Here is a 20,226-nt window from a genome sequence, read left to right on the forward strand (position 1 = left end):
AAATCAAAAATTTAAGGAGAATCAAATATGCAGGTAAAAATCTACACTGATGGTGCGGCCCGGGGAAATCCGGACGGACCGGGAGGCTACGGAGCGGTTCTTCAGTATATTGATACCAAAGGTCAGTTACATGAGCGTGAGCTGTCCAGAGGATACAAAAAAACTACAAACAACCGGATGGAGTTAATGGCAGCTATCGTAGCACTGGAAGCACTGAACCGTCCCTGCCAGGTGGAGCTGTATTCCGATTCCAAGTATCTGGTAGATGCTTTTAATCAGCACTGGATCGATTCCTGGCTGAAGAAAAACTGGAAACGTGGAAAAAACGAAGATGTGAAGAACGTAGATCTCTGGAAACGCCTTTTAAAGGCCAAGGAGCAGCATCAGGTAAGCTTCCACTGGGTTAAGGGACATGCGGATAATCCGTTAAATGAACGGTGTGATCAGCTTGCCACATCAGCGGCAGACAGCAATGACCTTTACGTAGATGAGGGAATAAATGGCTAACAGAAATTGAGAACGGAGTGAATAGTAATATTCTGCCACTTTAAGTTGTCAAAGCAATATTAAAATTTCTTGACAAACAAAAAAGCAGTTTGTATACTTCATATAGTATAGTAAAAGGCTTGGAAGGGAAGAAGTAGCTTGAGGAAAGCCCCACAGAGAGCAGCCGGCAGGTGAGAGGCGCAGGGTAGAACTTCTGTGAATACATCCCGGAGCTGCGCACCGAATCGGGACTTGATACTGTAAAATATAAACTTTATAGTAATAACGTATTATAGATAGGCTGCGACGGAATGGCACCCGTTATTGTGCTGAAGTGGTTTTATATCTTGATATATGGATATAGCGGGATGTAGATTCACTTTATGAGGCAGGAAATGCGAGTTTTCTGTAAATTTAGGTGGTAACGCGGGACCCGGTTCTCGTCCTAAACGGACAGGAACCGGGCATTTTTTATATGACTATACAGGAGGAAAGAACAATGACAGTTTGGGAAGAACTGAAAGCACGTGGCCTGATCGCACAGGTTACAGACGAAGATGAGATCAAAGAGATGGTAAATAACGGGAAAGCCACATTCTATATCGGCTTTGACCCTACAGCAGACAGCCTTCATGTAGGTCACTTCATGGCTCTTTGCCTGATGAAAAGGCTGCAGATGGCAGGAAACCGTCCGATCGCCCTTCTTGGCGGCGGAACAGGAATGATCGGTGATCCGTCCGGAAGGACCGATATGCGTCAGATGCTGACAAAAGAAACCATCCAGCACAATATTGACTGCTTCAAGCAGCAGATGAGCCGTTTCATCGATTTCTCTGATGGAAAAGCTCTTATGGTAAACAATGCTGACTGGCTTATGAACCTTAACTATGTAGAGCTTCTCCGTGAGGTAGGCGCTCACTTTTCCGTAAACCGTATGCTGACAGCAGAGTGCTACAAACAGCGTATGGAGCGAGGTTTAAGCTTCCTGGAATTTAACTACATGATCATGCAGAGCTACGACTTCTACATGCTGTACCAGAAATATGGCTGCAACATGCAGTTCGGTGGCGATGACCAGTGGAGCAATATGCTTGGCGGTACTGAGCTGATCCGCCGTAAGCTTGGCAAGGATGCCTATGCCATGACCATCACACTGCTTCTCAATTCTGAGGGCAAAAAAATGGGAAAAACACAGTCCGGAGCTGTATGGCTTGATCCGAATAAGACATCCCCGTTCGATTTCTACCAGTACTGGAGAAATGTAGACGATGCTGACGTTATCAAATGTATGCGTCTTCTTACCTTCCTTCCTCTTGAGGAAATCGACGAGATGGCCAAATGGGAAGGCAGCGAGCTGAACAAAGCCAAGGAGATCCTTGCATACCAGCTGACAGAGCTTGTACATGGTGAGGAGGAAGCCAAGAAAGCACAGGAGGGTGCCCGTGCACTGTTCTCAGGTGCAGATACTTCTCATATGCCTACAACAGAGCTTTCAGAGGAAGATTTTGACGAGGAAGGAAAAATCGACCTGATCACACTTCTTGTAAAAGCAGAACTGGTACCAAGCCGTTCCGAGGGTCGCCGTGCGATCCAGCAGGGTGGTGTATCCATCGATGGTGAGAAGCTCACCGACATTTACCACACGGTTGAGAAGGATGCTTTTGCAGGGGACGGAATCGTTCTGAAACGAGGCAAGAAAAAATTCAAAAAGATCTGTGTAAAATAATTTCCCATATCTGTGACATTTCCGGGATAAAGCTACCGCATTCCGGAAATGCTGACAGGTAGGGTTGACACAAGGAGGATAACAACATGAAAAAGTACGGAGTGAACGAACTTCGTAAGATGTTCCTTGACTTTATGGAAAGCAAGGGCCATCTTGTAATGAAAAGCTTTTCCCTGGTTCCTCAGGGAGATAAGAGTCTTCTGCTGATCAACGCAGGTATGGCTCCGCTGAAGCCATATTTTACAGGTGCTGAGAAGCCGCCAAGAACAAGAGTGACAACCTGCCAGAAATGTATCCGTACCGGAGATATCGAGAACGTAGGTAAAACCGCACGTCACGGTACTTTCTTTGAAATGCTTGGTAACTTTTCTTTTGGTGATTACTTCAAGAGAGAAGCCATCCACTGGTCCTGGGAGTTTCTTACAGAGGTTGTAGGACTTGATGCAGACCGTCTCTACCCATCCATTTACCAGGATGATGATGAAGCCTTCGATATCTGGAACAAAGAGGTAGGGATTCCGTCTGAACGTATTTTCCGTTTCGGAAAAGAAGATAATTTCTGGGAGCATGGAGCAGGTCCGTGTGGTCCATGTTCTGAGATCTATTATGACCGCGGAGAGAAATACGGCTGCGGCAAACCCGGATGCACGGTAGGCTGCGACTGCGACCGTTACATGGAAGTATGGAACAACGTTTTCACACAGTTCGAGAACGATGGAAACGGAAACTACACAACCCTGAAACAGAAAAACATCGATACCGGTATGGGACTTGAGCGTCTTGCTGTAGTTGTTCAGGATGTAGATTCTATTTTTGATGTAGATACAATTTGTGCACTTCGTAATCTTGTATGCGAGATCGCACATAAAGAATATGAGAAAAACTACGCAGATGATGTTTCCATCCGTCTGATCACGGACCATATCCGTTCCGCAACATTTATGATCTCCGATGGAATCATGCCTACCAATGAGGGACGTGGATATGTTCTCCGCCGTCTGATCCGCCGTGCAGCACGTCATGGACGTCTTCTCGGTATTGAGGGGACTTTCCTTGCCAAATTAAGTGCACAGGTAATTGAGAGCTCCAAAGCCGGATATCCGGAGCTTGAGGAGAAGAAAGAGTTCATCTTCCGTGTACTCACAAATGAGGAGAATCAGTTCAACAAAACTATCGATCAGGGACTTCGCATCCTTTCCGACATGGAAGAGGATATGAAAAAAGCAGGTGAAAAGACTCTTTCCGGTGACAACGCATTCAAGCTTTATGATACGTACGGATTCCCTCTTGACCTTACAAAAGAGATCCTTGAGGAGAAAGGCTACGGCATTGACGAGGAAGGCTTCCAGAAGGCAATGGAAGAGCAGAGAGTCAAGGCACGTACTGCCCGTGAAGTAACCAACTATATGGGTGCAGACGCAACCGTATACGATGATATCGATGTAAATGTAACAACAGAATTCGTCGGCTACGATCATCTTACCTTTGATTCCAAGGTTACTGTCCTTACCACAGAAACGGAGATCGTAGATTCTCTCACAGAGGGACAGAAGGGTACCGTATTTGTAGAGCAGACTCCTTTCTATGCAACAATGGGTGGACAGGAAGGTGATACCGGTGTGATCGAGACTGCAAACGGTAAGTTTGTTGTTGAGGACACCATCAAACTCCGCGGTGGCAAATTCGGTCATGTAGGACATATGGAATCCGGTATGATTTCCTCAGGTGAGACAGTATCCCTGCAGGTAAACGAAGAAGCAAGAAAAGATACCGAGAAAAACCACAGTGCAACACATCTTCTTCAGAAAGCACTGAAAACTGTTCTTGGTTCCCATGTAGAGCAGAAGGGTTCTCTGGTAACTCCGGACAGACTTCGTTTTGACTTTGCTCATTTCCAGGCAATGACAGCAGAAGAGATCCAGGCAACAGAAGATCTTGTAAACAAAGAGATCCAGGCAGGTCTTGATGTCCATACAGATGTCATGGATGTGGAAGAAGCAAAGAAATCCGGAGCAATGGCTCTCTTTGGTGAGAAATATGACCAGAAGGTACGTGTAGTATCCATGGGAGACTTTTCCAAAGAGCTCTGTGGTGGTACTCATGTAAAGAATACAAGCTCCATCTTGCTCTTTAAGATCGTTTCCGAATCCGGTATCGCAGCTGGTGTACGCCGTATTGAGGCACTTACCGGCAAAGCAGTTATCGAATACTACAGAAAGCAGGAAGAGCTTCTCCATGAGGCTGCAAAAGCATTAAAGGCCAATACAGCCGAGGTTGTAGAAAAGATCAGCCACCTGCAGGCTGAGGTAAAGGCTCTTCAGAGCGAAAATGAATCCCTCAAGAGTAAAGCTGCCCAGAGTGCACTTGGCGATGTCATGGATAAAGTCGTTGAAGTAAACGGCGTAAAACTCCTTGCAGCCAAAGTTGAGGGCGTTGACATGAACGGTCTCAGAGACCTGGGTGATAAACTGAAAGAGCAGCTTGGCGAAGGTGTTGTCCTTCTTGCAGCAGTAAACGACGGCAAGGTTAATCTTCTTGCAATGGCAACGGATGCAGCTCAGAAAGCAGGCGCTCATGCAGGAAACCTGATCAAAGCAGTGGCAGCGATCGTTGGCGGTGGCGGCGGCGGACGTCCGAACATGGCACAGGCCGGCGGAAAGAATCCGGAAAAGGCTCAGGAAGCTATGGACGCAGCAGCAGGAATCCTTGAAAAACAGCTCACAAAATAACATAGTTGCGCGTGATTTACAGTTTTGACATTTTTTTCATAAAAATCGAAAAAGATGTTGACGAAAGCACATGTTATGCTATATAATAACACTCGTGCAAGAAAAATACCCAGACAGTTGTATTTTAGCACAATCTACAACTGGAGGGAGGTTAGGTGTGAGTCTATGTCAAACGTTATCGTAAAAGAGAACGAGACTTTAGATAGCGCTCTTCGCAGATTCAAGAGAAGCTGTGCTAAGGCGGGAATCCAGCAGGAAATCCGTAAGAGAGAGCATTACGAGAAGCCAAGCGTTCGTCGTAAGAAAAAATCTGAAGCCGCAAGAAAACGTAAATATAATTAATTGTGCGCAAAAATCCCTGGCTGTATGGTCAGGGATTTTTAATTAAATAGAAACAGGAACGTTTGACGAAGGAAAGAAATATGAATTTGTTTATTAAACTGATTATCAAACCATTGCGATCGCTCCTTAAATTATTATTTAATCGAATTTTTTATGTAGCTCTGGCTCTTGTTGTGCAGCTGGCATGGCTGCTGATCGCCCTTTTCCGGATTATGGAATACTCCAGATGGGTGACGATCGGAATGCAGGCCATAGGTTTTCTGGTTGTTCTGTGGATCGTAAATAAAAAGATCAATCCATCCTATAAGCTCGCCTGGACGATGCTGATCCTTATTTTTCCGGTATTTGGTGTTTCCCTGTACCTTCTTTTCGGTAAATCAAGGATCGGTACTGTGATGGAACAGCATTATCAGAATCTTATTGATGAAACTGCAGAATACTTGGAAGGCTCAGAGCTCACAAGAAAACGTTTAAACGAAGACGACCGTTCCATGAGAATCCAGTCGGATTATATCTGGCAATATTCCAGATATCCGGTTCACGAGAATACCACAGCAGAGTATTTCCAGGTAGGAGATGATATGTTTCCGGTTCTGGTGCATGAACTGGAGCAGGCAAAGCATTTTATTTTTATCGAATATTTCATCATAAATGACGGGGTAATGTGGCAGACGATCCTTAATATCCTTGAAAAAAAGGCTAAAGAAGGAGTGGATGTCCGATTGATCTATGACGGCTTCGGCTGCCTTACCACATTGCCATACAAGTATGATCAGGAGATGCGCCAGCGGGGGATCAAATGCGAAGTATTCAACCGATTCCGTCCGATTCTTAATATTATCCAGAATAACCGTGACCACCGTAAGATCTGTGTGATCGATGGCTGGACCGGTTTTACCGGCGGCATCAACCTGGCTGACGAATATATCAATCAGCGAAAACGGTTTGGCCACTGGAAGGATACAGCCGTTATGCTGAAAGGAGAAGGCGTCTGGAATATGACAGCTATGTTCCTGTATATGTGGGGAATCGTTACCAGAACAGATACTTCTCTTGATTTCGGAAATTATGTTCCGCACAGGTGGCACCCCAACGAATTTCCGGGAAGCGGTTATGTCCAGCCATTTTGCGATTCCCCCCTGGACGATGAGATCGTAGGAGAGAACGTTTATCTTAATATTATCAATCGCGCCAAAAACTATGTTTATATCTGCACGCCATATCTGATCATAGATAATGAGATGATGACCGCCCTGTGCCTCGCTGCAAAAAGCGGTGTAGATGTCCGGATCATGACACCAGGCATCCCGGACAAAAAAATGGTCTTCCTGCTGACACAGTCTTATTATAAACAGCTTCTGGAAGCAGGTGTAAAGATCTACGAATACCAGCCGGGATTCTTACATGCAAAATCTTTTGTCTGCGATGACAAAGTAGGCGTCGTAGGAACCATAAATCTGGATTACCGAAGCCTTTATCTGCATTTTGAAGATGGTGTCTGGATGTATAAAAATGATGTGGTCCTGGACATCCGGGATGATTTTACAGAAACCCTGGAGTACTGTGATCCCATTGATCTGGCATTCTGCCAGAAGAGAAATATTGTGGTACGTGCCATTCAGAACGTACTGAGAGTTTTTGCACCGCTATTATAAAAACTCTTTGACAGACAACTGTAAATTCTGTATGATATATCAGACGGGAGTTAAATGCTCCCGTCTGATATTGTCTAAAGAAAAATAATTTATAGATACATATGAAATTTTTAGTTATTGGAGGAATTGATTTGAGTCAGAACAAAGAAACAGAGATCCAGCTTCAGTACATTGAAAAATGTAAAGAGCTTCTTGCCAAAAGCAGTACGAAACGTCCCACCTTCCACATCCAGAACGAAGGATGCCAGATGAACTCCATTCAGACAGAGTCTATTGCGGCCATCATGGAAAAAATGGGATATGAAATGGTCGATACCGAGGATGCCGATGCAGTTGTATTTAACACCTGCACAGTCCGTGAAAATGCCAATCAGAAGATTTATGGACATCTTGGACATTTAAAGCGCATCAAACGAGATCACCCGGATATGAAGATCGTACTGTTCGGATGTATGATGCAGGAACATCACGTAGTGGAAAAGATCCGCAAGGATTATAAATATGTAAATCTTGTATTCGGAACCCATAATATCCACAAATTCCCGGAGCTTTTTTACCGGACGCTGCAGACCGACGACCAGATCATTGATATCTGGAAGGAATCCGATGAGATCGTAGAGGGCATGCCAACTTCCCGCAAATACTCCTTCAAAACAGGAGTCAGCGTAATGTTTGGCTGCAATAACTTCTGCAGCTACTGCATCGTTCCTTATGTCCGCGGCCGCGAAAAGAGCCGCGAGCCACAGGCCATCATCCGCGAGATCGAAGAACTGGTGGCAGATGGCGTTACTGAGATCATGCTTCTTGGTCAGAATGTAAACTCCTACGGAAAAACTCTGGAAACACCGGTGACCTTTGCAGAACTTCTGAAAGAGGTGGAAAAGATCGAAGGGCTGAAGCGTATCCGTTTTATGACTTCACATCCGAAAGATCTTTCCGACGAACTGATCCAGACCATGGCAGAGAGCCAGAAGATCTGTCACCATCTGCATCTTCCGCTGCAGTCCGGAAGCAGCAGAGTCTTAAAAGAAATGAACCGCCGTTACGACAAGGAGAAATATCTGGAACTGGTAGATAAGATTCGTAAGGCGATCCCGGATATTTCACTGACAACAGATATCATGGTCGGATTTCCGGGAGAAACAGAAGAAGATTTCCAGGAAACACTGGATGTTGTAAGAAAAGCAAATTACGATACCGCCTTCACATTTATTTATTCCAAACGAAGCGGAACCCCTGCTGCCGGCATGGAAAATCAAGTGCCGGAGGATGTGGTAAAAGACCGTTTCAGTCGTCTTCTTACCCTGGTACAGGAAAAGGGCCGGGAAAATTCCTCCCGTTTCCAGGGAAGTGTACAGGAAATCCTGGTAGAAGATGAAAACCGGGAGAAGGGCACTCTTACTGGCCGTACCCAGCATAATCTTCTGGTTCATTTCCCGGGAGAAAAAGATCTCATCGGCAAATATGTAAAAGTAAGCCTGGATACCTGCAAGGGGTTCTATTATTTCGGACATATCGTGGAAGAGTAAAATTATAGACAAGTCCCCACCCACTGCTTATTGCTTTTCGCAACCTCGTTGGGGGCTTACCTGATTCAGTTAAATATAAGTTTATATTGCCCGCTCATTGCCAATATCGGATGAGCGGGCTTTTTTACTATAAAAATACTGTTTTCTATTGACAAATACCCCATTAGGGTATATATTGTTCCATATAAAGAGGATACCCCACGAGGGTATTTATGAGAAAGGAGAGACAGCTTATGTCTGAAAAGAAAGTCTGTCCCTGCTGCTGTGAAAAACACACTGCACGTTCAGAAGAGGAGAAAAAAAAGCTGATCAACCGTCTGAAACGTATTGAAGGCCAGATCAGAGGCATTATAGGAATGATGGAGAATGATGCCTACTGTAATGATATCTTAATCCAGTCTGCCGCAGTCAATGCTGCAGTCAATGCGTTCAACAAAGAGCTGCTTGCCAGCCACATCCGCACCTGCGTTGCCCGGGATATCCGGGAAGGTAAGGATGAGACCATTGATGAGCTGGTAGCAACCCTCCAGAAGCTGATGAAATAAAGGGATAAACTGGATTTTAGGAGGTACTGAAAGAAAATGGAACAATATAATGTAACTGGTATGAGCTGCGCCGCCTGCTCTGCCCGTGTGGAAAAAGCCGTATCAAAAGTTCCGGGGGTGAATAGCTGTTCCGTCAGCCTTCTGACCAATTCTATGGGAGTTGAGGGAACCGCTTCATCCGGCGAGATCATTGCCGCAGTGGAAGCCGCCGGATATGGTGCATCCTTAAAGGGCGGAGCTGCCGGAGCAAAGATTTCCATGTCTGCAGCAGAAGAAGCGCTGGAAGATCATGAGACTCCGGTTTTAAAGAGACGTCTCATCGCATCCGTAGGATTTTTGCTGGTGCTGATGTATTTCTCCATGGGACATATGATGTGGGGATGGCCGCTGCCGAAATGGTTTGACGGCAATCATGTAGCCATGGGACTGGTACAGCTGCTCCTGGCTGGCATCATTATGGTGATCAACCAGAAATTCTTTATCAACGGATTTAAGAGCCTGTGGCACCGTTCCCCGAATATGGATACTCTGGTAGCCCTCGGCTCTATGGCATCTTTCCTGTGGAGTGTCTATGCACTGTTTGCCATGACAAGAGCACAGGTAAACGGGGATTCTGCCGCAGTTATGAATTACATGATGGACTTCTACTTTGAGTCCGCAGCCATGATCCTGACACTGATCACTGTAGGAAAAATGCTGGAAGCCCGTTCCAAAGGAAAGACTACCGATGCTTTAAAAAGTCTTATGAAACTGGCACCAAAAACTGCAGTTGTAGTACGAAACGGGCAGGAACTTACCGTTCCCATCGAACAGGTTCAGAAAGGAGAAACTTTTGTTGTCCGCCCGGGAGAGAATATTCCGGTGGACGGAGTGATCCTGGAAGGAACCACAGCAGTTAACGAATCCGCGCTGACCGGAGAGAGTATTCCGGTGGACAAAGAAGCCGGAGATATGGTTTCCGCGGCAACTGTGAATCAGTCCGGATTTATTAAATGTGAAGCAATCAGAGTGGGAGAGGATACCACCCTTTCCCAGATCATCAAAATGGTCAGCGACGCGGCAGCCACCAAGGCACCGATCGCAAAGATCGCAGACCGTGTTTCCGGCGTGTTTGTACCGGCAGTGATCACTATCGCAGTGATCACAACGATCATCTGGCTTCTTGCAGGACAGACCTTCGGTTATGCTTTGGCAAGGGGAATTTCCGTGCTGGTCATCAGCTGCCCCTGTGCACTTGGTCTTGCAACACCGGTTGCCATTATGGTCGGTAACGGTATGGGTGCCAAGAACGGAATTCTTTTCAAAACGGCCGTTTCCCTTGAGGAAGCCGGAAAAGTCCAGATCGTCGCACTGGATAAAACCGGAACCATCACAAGCGGACAGCCGGAAGTAACCGATATTCTTCCGGCAGAGGGAGTCACAGAAACAGAACTTCTCACACTTGCCTGTGCACTGGAGAAAAAAAGCGAACATCCTCTGGCAAAAGCAGTTCTCAAAAAAGCAGAGGAAGAGAAACTTGTCGCAGATGAAGTAACCGGATTCCAGGCACTTCCGGGAAACGGACTTTCTGCCGTGCTTGGAAGTGACAAACTGACAGGCGGAAGCATGAAATTTATCAGCAGCCAGACAAAGGTTTCCACAGACCTTAACAGGCGAGCCGATCAGCTTGCAGAGCAGGGAAAAACACCCCTTCTTTTCACCCGAAACGGAAAACTTCTGGGAATCATCGCAGTTGCGGATGTAATCAAGGAAGACAGTCCCCGTGCAGTAAAAGAGCTTCAGAACATGGGAATCCGTGTAGTTATGCTTACCGGTGACAATGAGCGTACCGCAAAAGCCATCGGAGCTCAGGCAGGAGTTGACGATGTGATCGCAGGAGTTCTTCCGGATGGAAAAGAAAGTGTGATCCGCACTCTGAAGGAGCAGGGAAAGGTTGCCATGGTCGGTGACGGTATCAACGATGCGCCGGCACTTACAAGAGCCGATATCGGAATTGCCATCGGTGCAGGAACAGATATTGCCATTGATGCGGCAGATATCGTTCTGATGAGGAGCCAGTTAAGCGATGTTCCAGCGGCAGTACGTTTAAGCCGCGTCACACTTCGGAATATCCATGAGAATCTTTTCTGGGCATTTTTCTACAATATAATCGGCATTCCCCTTGCAGCAGGTGTCTGGATCCCGCTTTTCGGATGGACCTTGAATCCGATGTTCGGAGCTGCGGCCATGAGTCTTTCCAGCTTCTGTGTTGTAACAAATGCACTGCGTCTGAATCTGTTTCAGGTCCACAATGCAGCCAAAGACAAAACGATCAAAAATCCGGTAACATTACACATCAGTCATGATGAAAATATAAAAGAAGAAAAGGAGAACAAAACAATGGTAAAGGTAACAATCAATGTAGAAGGAATGATGTGCGGACACTGTGAGGCACACGTAAACAAAGCCATCCAGGCAGCTTTCGGAGCAGAAGACGTAGTTTCTTCTCACGAGAACGGAACAACTGTATTCTCTGTACCTGAGAAGGTTGACGAGGCAAAGGTTGAAGAAGTGATCAAGGAAGCCGGTTACGAGTTTAAGGGAATCACCCAGGAATAATCCGGACTTGTCAAGCGGATATTCGCAACCCCGCAGGGGACTTGCTTGATTCGGTTAAATTGCATATTTGCCAAATGACCCAAAGAAACAGTTCTGTAAAAACGGAGCTGTTTCTTTTGTCTCATACAGAAAATATTTTCCACTTCTATAAATCCGGCTAATATCATTATAATTTATTCTGAAAAAGCAGGAATATCCGCCAAATTGGTTTTTATTTTCAATTCTCTTATGCTATACTGATAGCGATTATGGATGTACAAACGATAACAAAAATCGTTAGCATTATGGTAGTAGAGAGGAGCACATTATGAGTGGATTTTTTGGAGTAGCATCGAAGGATGACTGTGTACTGGAGCTTTTTTACGGAGTGGATTACCATTCTCATCTGGGAACACGACGCGGAGGTATGGCGGTTTACGGAGAAAGTGGATTTGACCGTGCCATCCACAACATTGAGAACACACCTTTCCGTACAAAATTTGACGGAGATGTGGGTTCCATGAAGGGAAATATGGGAATCGGATGTATTTCTGATTATGAACCGCAGCCCCTTCTGTTCAGTTCCAGGATCGGCAGCTTTGCCCTCACTTTTGTGGGAAAGATCAATAATTATGATGAACTTCTGCAGCAGCTGTATAATACGACCAAGGTACATTTTCAGGAGATGACCAACGGAACAGTCAATGTGACCGAACTGATCGCTGCACTAATCTGTGAAAAGGACAATTTTGTGGAAGGTATCCAGTACGTACAGGGCCTGATCGATGGCTCCATGACTCTGCTTCTTATGACAAAAGACGGAATTTATGCAGCCCGTGACAAGATGGGACGAACTCCTGTGGAAATTGGCCACAAAGAAGGGTCATACTGTATTTCTTTTGAAAGTCATGCCTATATCAACCTTGGATACGAAGATTATAAAGAGCTAGGCCCTGGAGAGATCGTATTCGTAACAGCAGACGAAGTTAAAACTCTGGTTAAGCCTGGAAAGAAAATGAAGATCTGTTCTTTCCTCTGGGTTTACTACGGATATCCGACAGCCTCTTATGAAGGTGTAAATGTAGAGGAGATGCGCTACCGCTGTGGAAGCATGCTTGCAAAGAGAGACGGCGATTCCGTGCATCCGGACATTGTAGCCGGTGTTCCGGATTCCGGCATTGCCCATGCCATCGGATACGCCAATGAATCCGGCATTCCTTACGCAAGACCTTTCATCAAATATACACCAACCTGGCCCAGATCTTTTATGCCGACCAATCAGAACCAACGTAACCTCATTGCAAAAATGAAACTGATCCCGGTACGTGCGCTGATCAAGGATAAAAAACTTCTTCTCATAGACGACTCCATCGTACGTGGTACCCAGCTCCGCGAAACAACTGAATTTCTGTACCGCAGCGGTGCCAAGGAGGTTCATGTTCGTCCTGCCTGCCCGCCGATCATGTACGGCTGCAAATACTTAAACTTCTCACGTTCCAAATCTGAGATGGAGCTGATCACCCGTCAGGTGATTGAAAAAAGAGAAGGCTCCAACTGTCCGCAGGAAATTCTGGATGAATATGCAGATCCACATACAGAGAAATACGAGCAGATGGTACAGGATATCTGCAAGATGCAGAATTTTACTACTCTCCGTTATCACAGACTGGATGATCTTCTGGAATCCATTGGAATCGATCCTTGTAATGTATGCACATATTGTTTTAACGGTAAAGAATAAAAAATATTTTGAAAACAGAGAATTACTGTTTCAGATGAGCCTCATTAACTCCCGGTTGCATTTTGAGAATCTGCGGCTTATAATAAATGCGGATATATCTTTTGTGATATATCCGCGTTTTTTATGTCAGTTTTTATGTCATGGAAAATTATTTCGTAATGTTCCAATGACAGAGTATCACAAAAAAATTTCCAGGAGTATAAACATGATTTTTCCTATAAAAGCCATGATATTTGATGCAGATGGTGTCCTTCTGGACTCGCTTTCTGTCTGGAAGGAGCTTGGAAAACGATATATTACAGATCTGGGATATCAGCCGGTTGCGGGAATGGACGAAATCCTTTTTCCCATGAGTATGGAGCAGGGAGCGGCCTGGCTGAAAAGCAGGTTTACTCTTGAGTATTCCGAAGAAAAGATCGTGATGGATCTGAAAGCCCGGATCCGCAAATATTATTTTGAAGAGGTCCCGGCAAAATCAGGTGCCAGGGAGCTTCTTCAATGTCTTGCAGAACAGAAAATCCCGGCTGCGGTGGCAACCTCAAGCCCCAGGGAACATATCTGCCGGGCGCTGGAAAGAAACGGACTTCTTTCCTTTTTTGATAAAATCTATACCACCAGTGAGATCGGAGAAAGCAAACATTCTCCGAAGGTCTATTTTACAGCAGCAGTAGCACTGGGATCGGAGCCATCCCGGACGCTGGTTGTGGAGGATTCGCTCTACGCGTTGCAGACTGCCGGAAAAGCAGGATTTCTGACTGCCGGTATTTATGACGCATTGGGAGAACCGGATCAGGAACAGCTGAAAAAGGATGCCTATATCTACTGTCGGGATCTGACAGAGTTACAGAACCATATATTCACAGAAAATGGAGGAAACCAAAGATGAAAACAGCATTAACCATCGCAGGCAGCGATTCCAGCGGAGGAGCCGGGATCCAGGCCGATATTAAAACCATGATGGCAAACGGAGTATACGCCATGAGTGCCATCACCGCACTGACTGCCCAGAACACCACCGGTGTCACAGCCATCCAGAATGCAACCGCAGAGTTCCTGGGTCAGGAGCTGGACTGTATTTTTACGGATATCTTTCCGGATGCAGTAAAGATCGGAATGGTTTCCGAAAGTGATCTGATCCATATGATCGCAGGAAAACTCCGCTGGTATCGGGCAAAAAACATCGTGGTGGACCCGGTTATGGTTGCCACCAGTGGTGCAAGACTGATCAGCGAGGAGGCGGTGGATGTTCTGAAGGAAGAACTGTTTCCTCTTGCAGATCTTCTCACCCCCAATATCCCGGAAACCGAGGTGCTTACCGGAAGGAAGATCAAAAGCGCCGATGATATGATCGAAGCTGCAAAACAGGTTTCCGAGCAATATCACTGTGCAGTTCTCTGCAAGGGCGGACATAAGCTCAATGATGCCAATGATCTTCTCTATGTGAATGGAACATATCAGTGGTTTGAGGGAAAAAGGATCGACAATCCCAACACCCACGGAACAGGATGTACTCTTTCCTCAGCCATCGCTTCCAACCTTGCAAAGGGATTTTCCATGGTGGAATCTGTAAACCGTGCCAAGGACTATATTTCCGGAGCCCTTGCTGCCATGTTAGATCTGGGAAAAGGAAGCGGCCCTATGGATCATGGCTTTGCGATAAAGAACAGTTATACAGAGGAGGCATAAGATTATGACAGTTACAGAACGGATCACAGCTCTTCGAAAACAGATGAAGGAAAAGGGAATCGATGCTTATCTGGTTCCGACCGATGATTTTCATGGTTCTGAGTATGTTGGAGATTATTTTAAATGCAGAAAATACATCACCGGATTTACCGGTTCTGCCGGAACTGCCGTGATCATGCAGGACATGGCCGGACTCTGGACAGACGGAAGATATTTTATCCAGGCTGCACAGCAGTTAGAGGGAACGCCGGTTACTCTTTTTAAGATAGGAGAACCGGACGTACCAACGATTCACAAATTCCTGGAAGAAAATCTGAAAGAGGGAATGTGTCTCGGCTTCGATGGCCGTACCGTAAGCGCAGAAGAAGCAGAGTCGCTGGAAAAAATCCTTCAGAAAAAACAGATACGTTTTTCTGTAAATGAGGATCTCATCGGAAATATCTGGGATGACCGTCCGGCACTTTCCTGTAAAACGGTAATGGAATTATCCGAAAAATGGGCCGGAAGGTCCAGAGCAGACAAAATCCGGGAAATCCGCAGCAAACTGAAAGAGAAGGGAGCAGACCTCTTTATCCTCACTTCTCTTGATGACATTGCATGGCTTTTAAATATCCGCGGAAATGATATCCACTGCTGCCCGGTAGTTCTTTCCTATCTTGTGCTGGATGCCAGCGAGCTCCGTCTTTTTGCCAATGAAAAAGCCTTTTCGGATTCTGTTAAGGAGGCACTTTCCAAAGACGGTATCGCCATTTATCCATATGATGATATTTACACCTATGTACAGACGATCCCCGAAGAGAAAAAGGTATATCTTTCGAGAAGCAATGTAAACAGCCGGCTGGTCAGCAGTATTCCGAAGCAGGTAACGGTCCTGGACGGTGAAAATCTGACCCTTCTCCCAAAAGCCATCAAAAATGAAACCGAAGTCCAGAATGAAAAGACTGCCCACCTCAAAGATGGCGTTGCAATGGTGAAGTTTATCCACTGGCTGAAGAAAAATGTGGGAATGAAGAAGATCACCGAGCTTTCCGCTGCTGATAAGCTCTATGAATTCCGTTCCGTACAGGAGAATTTTCAGGGAAACAGCTTTGATCCCATCATTGCCTACGGTGCACATGGAGCCATTGTCCATTACAGTGCAACAGAAGAAACCAATATTCCACTGGAGCCAAAAGGGCTGGTTCTGATGGATACAGGCGGACATTATCTGGAGGGCACCACTGATATCACCCGCACTGTTGTACTTGGCCCGGTTACTGAAAAAGAAAAAAAATATTTCACAGCAGTACTCCGTGGACACCTGCACCTGGCAGCAGCAAAATTCCGTTACGGCTGTACCGGTCTGAATCTGGATACACTGGCCAGAGGACCTCTCTGGGCTATGGGAGAGGATTATAACCACGGAACCGGCCATGGCGTAGGTTATCTTCTCAATGTACACGAAGGACCGCAGAGCTTCCGCTGGAAAAGCCCTGCCGAGCATCCGGCGCCTGTTCTGGAAGAAGGAATGATCACCTCCGATGAACCGGGATATTATGCGGAAAATGAATTCGGCATCCGTCACGAAAATCTTGTAGTCTGCAAAAAAGCCGAAAAAACATCCTACGGCCAGTTTATGAAATTTGAGCCACTGACTCTGGTCCCATTTGATCTGGAAGGTATAGATCCGGGACAGATGGAAGCAGGAGAGCGCAAATTGCTCAATCAGTATCATGCCCTTGTGTACGAAAAAATTTCCCCATATCTGAATGAAGAAGAGAAATCCTGGTTAAAAAAAGCCACACAGGAAATATAACCCGGAATTCACTTTAATATTTCATTCCGGCAGATACCTTAAGAAATATAAAATCATTTCCGGGATAAGAATAAATCCTGACAGGGAGGTACTTAACGCCCATGAAAACAGAAAATATCATTAATCACTACATCGATCTCCACGCACATCTGGACGGCTGCATTACCACAGAGATAGCCAGAAGACTTGCCGCATTGCAGCAGATCACACTTCCGGCCGCCACAGATGAAGAGCTTCTTTCTCTACTTTCTGTGCCGGATACCTGCGAAAATCTCAATGATTTTCTGAAATGCTTTGACCTGCCTCTTTCCCTTCTTCAGACAGAAGAGGCATTGGAAGAAGCTGTTTATCTTATCCTTTCTGAAATGAAAGAAGACGGTGTGATTTACGCAGAACTTCGTTTTGCCCCACAGTTCCATACACAGAAGGAAATGACTCAGGAAACAGCGATCCATGCTGCATTATGTGGTCTGAAAAGAGCTCCCATCCCCGGTAATCTGATCTTATGCTGTATGCGCGGTGATCTTAACCAAAAAGAAAATCTGGAAACTCTGGAGCTGGCCAAAAAATATCTTGTTGAAGATGGCGGCGTGGTTGCTATCGATCTTGCAGGAGCCGAGGCACTCTTTCCAACAAAAAATTACGAAGCACTTTTTGCAAAAGCAAGAGAATATCAGGTTCCATTTACCATCCATGCAGGTGAGGCCGGAAATGCAGAGGATGTAAAAACAGCTGTCCATATGGGTGCGGTCAGGATCGGCCATGGTGTGAGGATTGCGGGAAATAAGGAAGTGATACAGCTTGTAAAGGATAAGGGGATTTTTCTGGAAATGTGTCCTACAAGCAATCGCCAGACAAAAGCTGTGGAAGAAATGTCTGATTATCCGCTGAAAGCATTTCTCGAAATGGGACTTAAGGTAACCTTAAATACCGATGATCCGGCGATTGAAAGAACAACCCTTTCCCGGGAATTCCGATATATGGAATCTCTGTTAAATCTTACCCAGGAGCAGAAAAGGCTGCTACTTCTGAATTCTGTGGAGGCAGCCTTTACTTCCAGGAACAGAAAATGGAAACTGAAAGAACAGCTTCTTTTCTGAACTGTATGAAAACTATCAGGCGAAAGGATAGCCCTGGACACCAATTTTGAACTGGAGAATGAAGATATGAGCCGTTTTTTTATTTCCGGGAAGGGCACTGCACTGTCGCATGTATTGGAATGATCATAAAGAATAAACAGGACATCCGGATAGAAAATTTCTCATTACCCCATCTTGAACCCAAAATCCTTTTATGATAGAATTGAAAAATTCTGTTGAGACGATACGAATTAACCGATGAAGAATGGAACCGTATAGCTTCATTACTGCCGCCTGAAAATTCTGGAAAACAGGGATGCCCACAAAAATGCAGCCGGACAATTCTGCATGGAATTGTTTGGATTGCTCGTAGCGGAGTTCCATGGCGAGACCTTCCAGAACGTTATGGTTCCTGGCAAACGGTTTATTCCCGTTTCCGTAAATGGATTGAAGACGGCACCCTTGATAATATTTTTCGTGTTTTGAGCTTAGAAGCCGAATTAACAGAACTGTCAATTGACGCTTCTATCGTCAAAGCTCATCAGCATAGTACTGGAGCAAAAAAAGGGGGCCTCCAAACGAAATCGGACACAGCCGTGGTGGAGCCAGCACAAAAATCCATGCAGTTGTAGATGCATACGGTTATCCGGTTTATTTTATGATCCGTGAAGGGCAGCGTAACGATATCAATTACGCAATCCCTTTGCTGGATCATGTCAATCTAGGAAATGAGAGTACAGCTAATTGAATGAATCGAAAGGCTGTACTTTTATTTTAACTATAAAAGTTCTGGACAGCTACACTATCTGTAAATTATAACATATTATGCATCAGCTGCGATACAGGTATTTCCACAACAGTTACAAAAAGATGGTGAACCGAACTGAATCCACCATCTTTTTTCTTTATCTTCTGTTATTAATAACCTCTCTCGCCATATCTGCAAGTTCTCCGGCAGATAATTTTCCATCTATTTGCAGCAAATCATACTGGATGCCATCCTTATTCCAGTTAACGCTTTGAACCTGACTGACTTCAATCTGAGAAGCACTGTCATCGTAACTGAATACAACTTTTCCACTGGACTGGTCTTTTTTATCTTGTTCTGTCAATTCGTAATCATCCGATACCACTTTATTTATATAATGTACATAATACAAATTTGTTCCATTTACAGTGGCAATAATATCACCTGACGGAGTAAGCTTTGAGTTAAATTTCTGCTGTTCAAACGATACAACATCTCCATTCTTCTGATAATCAAAGGACACAGATTTAAAATTCTCAATTACATTTGCATTGCCATCCTTAAAACTGTTTTTTATAATATTGCCCTCTTTGAAGCAGTACCCGTTCTCAAAGGTATCAATCAATACCGGTCTATACCCAATATCCTTTGTAATCTGTTCTGACGTTGGAAGAGATGTATAATCAGCACGTGATGCAGATGAACCTGTCCACATTGAAATCTTTCCTGTTGCTGCCATAGCAGTAACTCCAATTGTAAGTGTTGCAGCTATCAACAAAGGTAATATTTTCTTTTTTGATCTCATAGTCGTTTGCTTCCTTTCTGTATCTGCGAAGTCAAGTTTTGCATAAACTCTCTGTCTGACATTCTCTGTATCAATATCAAGAGCATTGCAGGAAATATCTGCCTGTTTTTGTATTCCCAATTCTTTAAGCAAATTTTTTCTTCTCATAATTTTTCCTCCGCATCCGATAACATTTTTCTGAGTTTTCTTTTTCCTCTTGAAAGTCTGGTCTTAACTGTAGAAATATTAAGTCCCATTGCTTTTGAAATATCCTTGATTTTTTCATCAAATTTATACCGTCTTACAAAAATCTCGCTGTCAGGTTCGCCAAGGCTCATAACTGTTTCCCATACATAATTATTGTGAAAATTCTCTTCCATGAAATTTTTGCCATCTGACAGTTCAATATCTTCAAGAGATGTATGATCCATCTTTCTGTTTATCCGTTTCAGAGCAAAATTCCGGGCAACAACAGCAAGATATGACCGTAATGTACCTTTCTGCAAATCTATCCTCCCGGTATTCTTCCAAAGTACAACAAACACATCTGCCACAATTTCTTCAATATCCTCTTTCGGCAGTGAATTGCCGGTCATATGATACAAAACAGTACTCAAATACGGCGTATAAATTCGGATTGCTTCATCTATTGAATTTTTTTCTCTGTTCCTGAGACGCTGCAAAAGTTCTGCTTCATCTGTCATATCAATCCTACTTTCTTTTTAATATTTTCAAAAATTAAAAGCTTTTAACCTTTACATTCTTATATATCCTGTCAAAGAGCAAAAAGTTTCAATTTTAGAA

The 20,226-nt window shown here is 44.8% G+C and carries 16 protein-coding genes; 14 read left to right on the plus strand and 2 right to left on the minus strand.

Translation table 11 applies throughout. The annotated features are described in order from the left end of the window. The first annotated feature begins 27 nt into the window (after nucleotides 1–27). The 14 genes from rnhA (at nucleotide 28) to MUB50_RS08055 (ending at nucleotide 18,522) form a co-directional block, all read left to right on the plus strand. Nucleotides 28–507 carry a ribonuclease HI gene (gene rnhA, locus MUB50_RS07990; protein ID WP_244790805.1) on the plus strand — a complete coding sequence of 160 codons (480 nt, stop codon included), beginning with the start codon at nucleotides 28–30 and terminating at the stop codon, nucleotides 505–507. Nucleotides 508–985: 478 nt separating this feature from the next. After that, nucleotides 986–2,212, plus strand: coding sequence for a tyrosine--tRNA ligase (tyrS, locus tag MUB50_RS07995; RefSeq protein ID WP_015524942.1), 1,227 nt, complete (start codon nucleotides 986–988; stop codon nucleotides 2,210–2,212). A gap of 86 nt (nucleotides 2,213–2,298) precedes the next feature. Beyond that, nucleotides 2,299–4,941, plus strand: coding sequence for an alanine--tRNA ligase (gene alaS / locus MUB50_RS08000; protein ID WP_244790807.1), 2,643 nt, complete (start codon nucleotides 2,299–2,301; stop codon nucleotides 4,939–4,941). Nucleotides 4,942–5,106: 165 nt separating this feature from the next. Then, the gene (gene rpsU, locus MUB50_RS08005) at nucleotides 5,107–5,283 is read left to right on the plus strand and encodes a 30S ribosomal protein S21 (protein WP_004222305.1); all 177 of its coding nucleotides are present in this window, start codon (nucleotides 5,107–5,109) and stop codon (nucleotides 5,281–5,283) included. An 80-nt stretch (nucleotides 5,284–5,363) separates the two neighbouring features. Then, nucleotides 5,364–6,938, plus strand: a complete 1,575-nt coding sequence (gene cls, locus MUB50_RS08010; protein ID WP_244790809.1) for a cardiolipin synthase — start codon at nucleotides 5,364–5,366, stop codon at nucleotides 6,936–6,938. A 101-nt stretch (nucleotides 6,939–7,039) separates the two neighbouring features. Then, nucleotides 7,040–8,467 carry a tRNA (N6-isopentenyl adenosine(37)-C2)-methylthiotransferase MiaB gene (gene miaB, locus MUB50_RS08015; protein WP_118368747.1) on the plus strand — a complete coding sequence of 476 codons (1,428 nt, stop codon included), beginning with the start codon at nucleotides 7,040–7,042 and terminating at the stop codon, nucleotides 8,465–8,467. Nucleotides 8,468–8,700: 233 nt separating this feature from the next. Then, entirely contained in the window at nucleotides 8,701–9,012 is a 312-nt protein-coding gene (locus MUB50_RS08020) for a metal-sensing transcriptional repressor (RefSeq protein WP_118368760.1), read from the plus strand. 36 nt (nucleotides 9,013–9,048) lie between these two features. Beyond that, nucleotides 9,049–11,610 carry a heavy metal translocating P-type ATPase gene (locus MUB50_RS08025; protein ID WP_244790811.1) on the plus strand — a complete coding sequence of 854 codons (2,562 nt, stop codon included), beginning with the start codon at nucleotides 9,049–9,051 and terminating at the stop codon, nucleotides 11,608–11,610. A gap of 307 nt (nucleotides 11,611–11,917) precedes the next feature. Then, a complete protein-coding gene (locus tag MUB50_RS08030; protein WP_244790813.1) occupies nucleotides 11,918–13,330 on the plus strand; it encodes an amidophosphoribosyltransferase in 1,413 nt (470 codons plus the stop codon). Nucleotides 13,331–13,535: 205 nt separating this feature from the next. Beyond that, on the plus strand, nucleotides 13,536–14,216 hold the full coding sequence (locus MUB50_RS08035; RefSeq protein WP_244790815.1) for an HAD family hydrolase: 681 nt from the start codon (nucleotides 13,536–13,538) through the stop codon (nucleotides 14,214–14,216). After that, nucleotides 14,213–15,016, plus strand: a complete 804-nt coding sequence (thiD, locus tag MUB50_RS08040) for a bifunctional hydroxymethylpyrimidine kinase/phosphomethylpyrimidine kinase (RefSeq protein WP_110103533.1) — start codon at nucleotides 14,213–14,215, stop codon at nucleotides 15,014–15,016. Before MUB50_RS08035 ends, thiD begins: the two co-directional genes overlap by 4 nt. A 4-nt stretch (nucleotides 15,017–15,020) precedes the next feature. Further along, complete coding sequence (locus MUB50_RS08045; RefSeq protein WP_244790817.1) at nucleotides 15,021–16,811, plus strand: aminopeptidase P family protein; 1,791 nt, start codon at nucleotides 15,021–15,023, stop codon at nucleotides 16,809–16,811. A 101-nt stretch (nucleotides 16,812–16,912) separates the two neighbouring features. Continuing rightward, complete coding sequence (add, locus tag MUB50_RS08050; RefSeq protein ID WP_244790819.1) at nucleotides 16,913–17,911, plus strand: adenosine deaminase; 999 nt, start codon at nucleotides 16,913–16,915, stop codon at nucleotides 17,909–17,911. A 215-nt stretch (nucleotides 17,912–18,126) separates the two neighbouring features. Continuing rightward, complete coding sequence (locus MUB50_RS08055; protein ID WP_244790821.1) at nucleotides 18,127–18,522, plus strand: IS5 family transposase; 396 nt, start codon at nucleotides 18,127–18,129, stop codon at nucleotides 18,520–18,522. A 273-nt stretch (nucleotides 18,523–18,795) separates the two neighbouring features. On the opposite strand, the gene MUB50_RS08060 is transcribed toward MUB50_RS08055, so the two are convergent. Continuing rightward, nucleotides 18,796–19,590, minus strand: coding sequence for a hypothetical protein (locus MUB50_RS08060; RefSeq protein WP_173753546.1), 795 nt, complete (start codon nucleotides 19,588–19,590; stop codon nucleotides 18,796–18,798). Next, nucleotides 19,587–20,126, minus strand: coding sequence for an RNA polymerase sigma factor (locus tag MUB50_RS08065; RefSeq protein ID WP_244790823.1), 540 nt, complete (start codon nucleotides 20,124–20,126; stop codon nucleotides 19,587–19,589). The genes MUB50_RS08060 and MUB50_RS08065 overlap by 4 nt, the downstream gene beginning before the upstream one ends. Between the last annotated feature and the right edge of the window lie 100 nt (nucleotides 20,127–20,226).

This window comes from Blautia sp. NSJ-140, from assembly GCF_022868965.1.
Classification (GTDB): domain Bacteria; phylum Bacillota; class Clostridia; order Lachnospirales; family Lachnospiraceae; genus Blautia_A.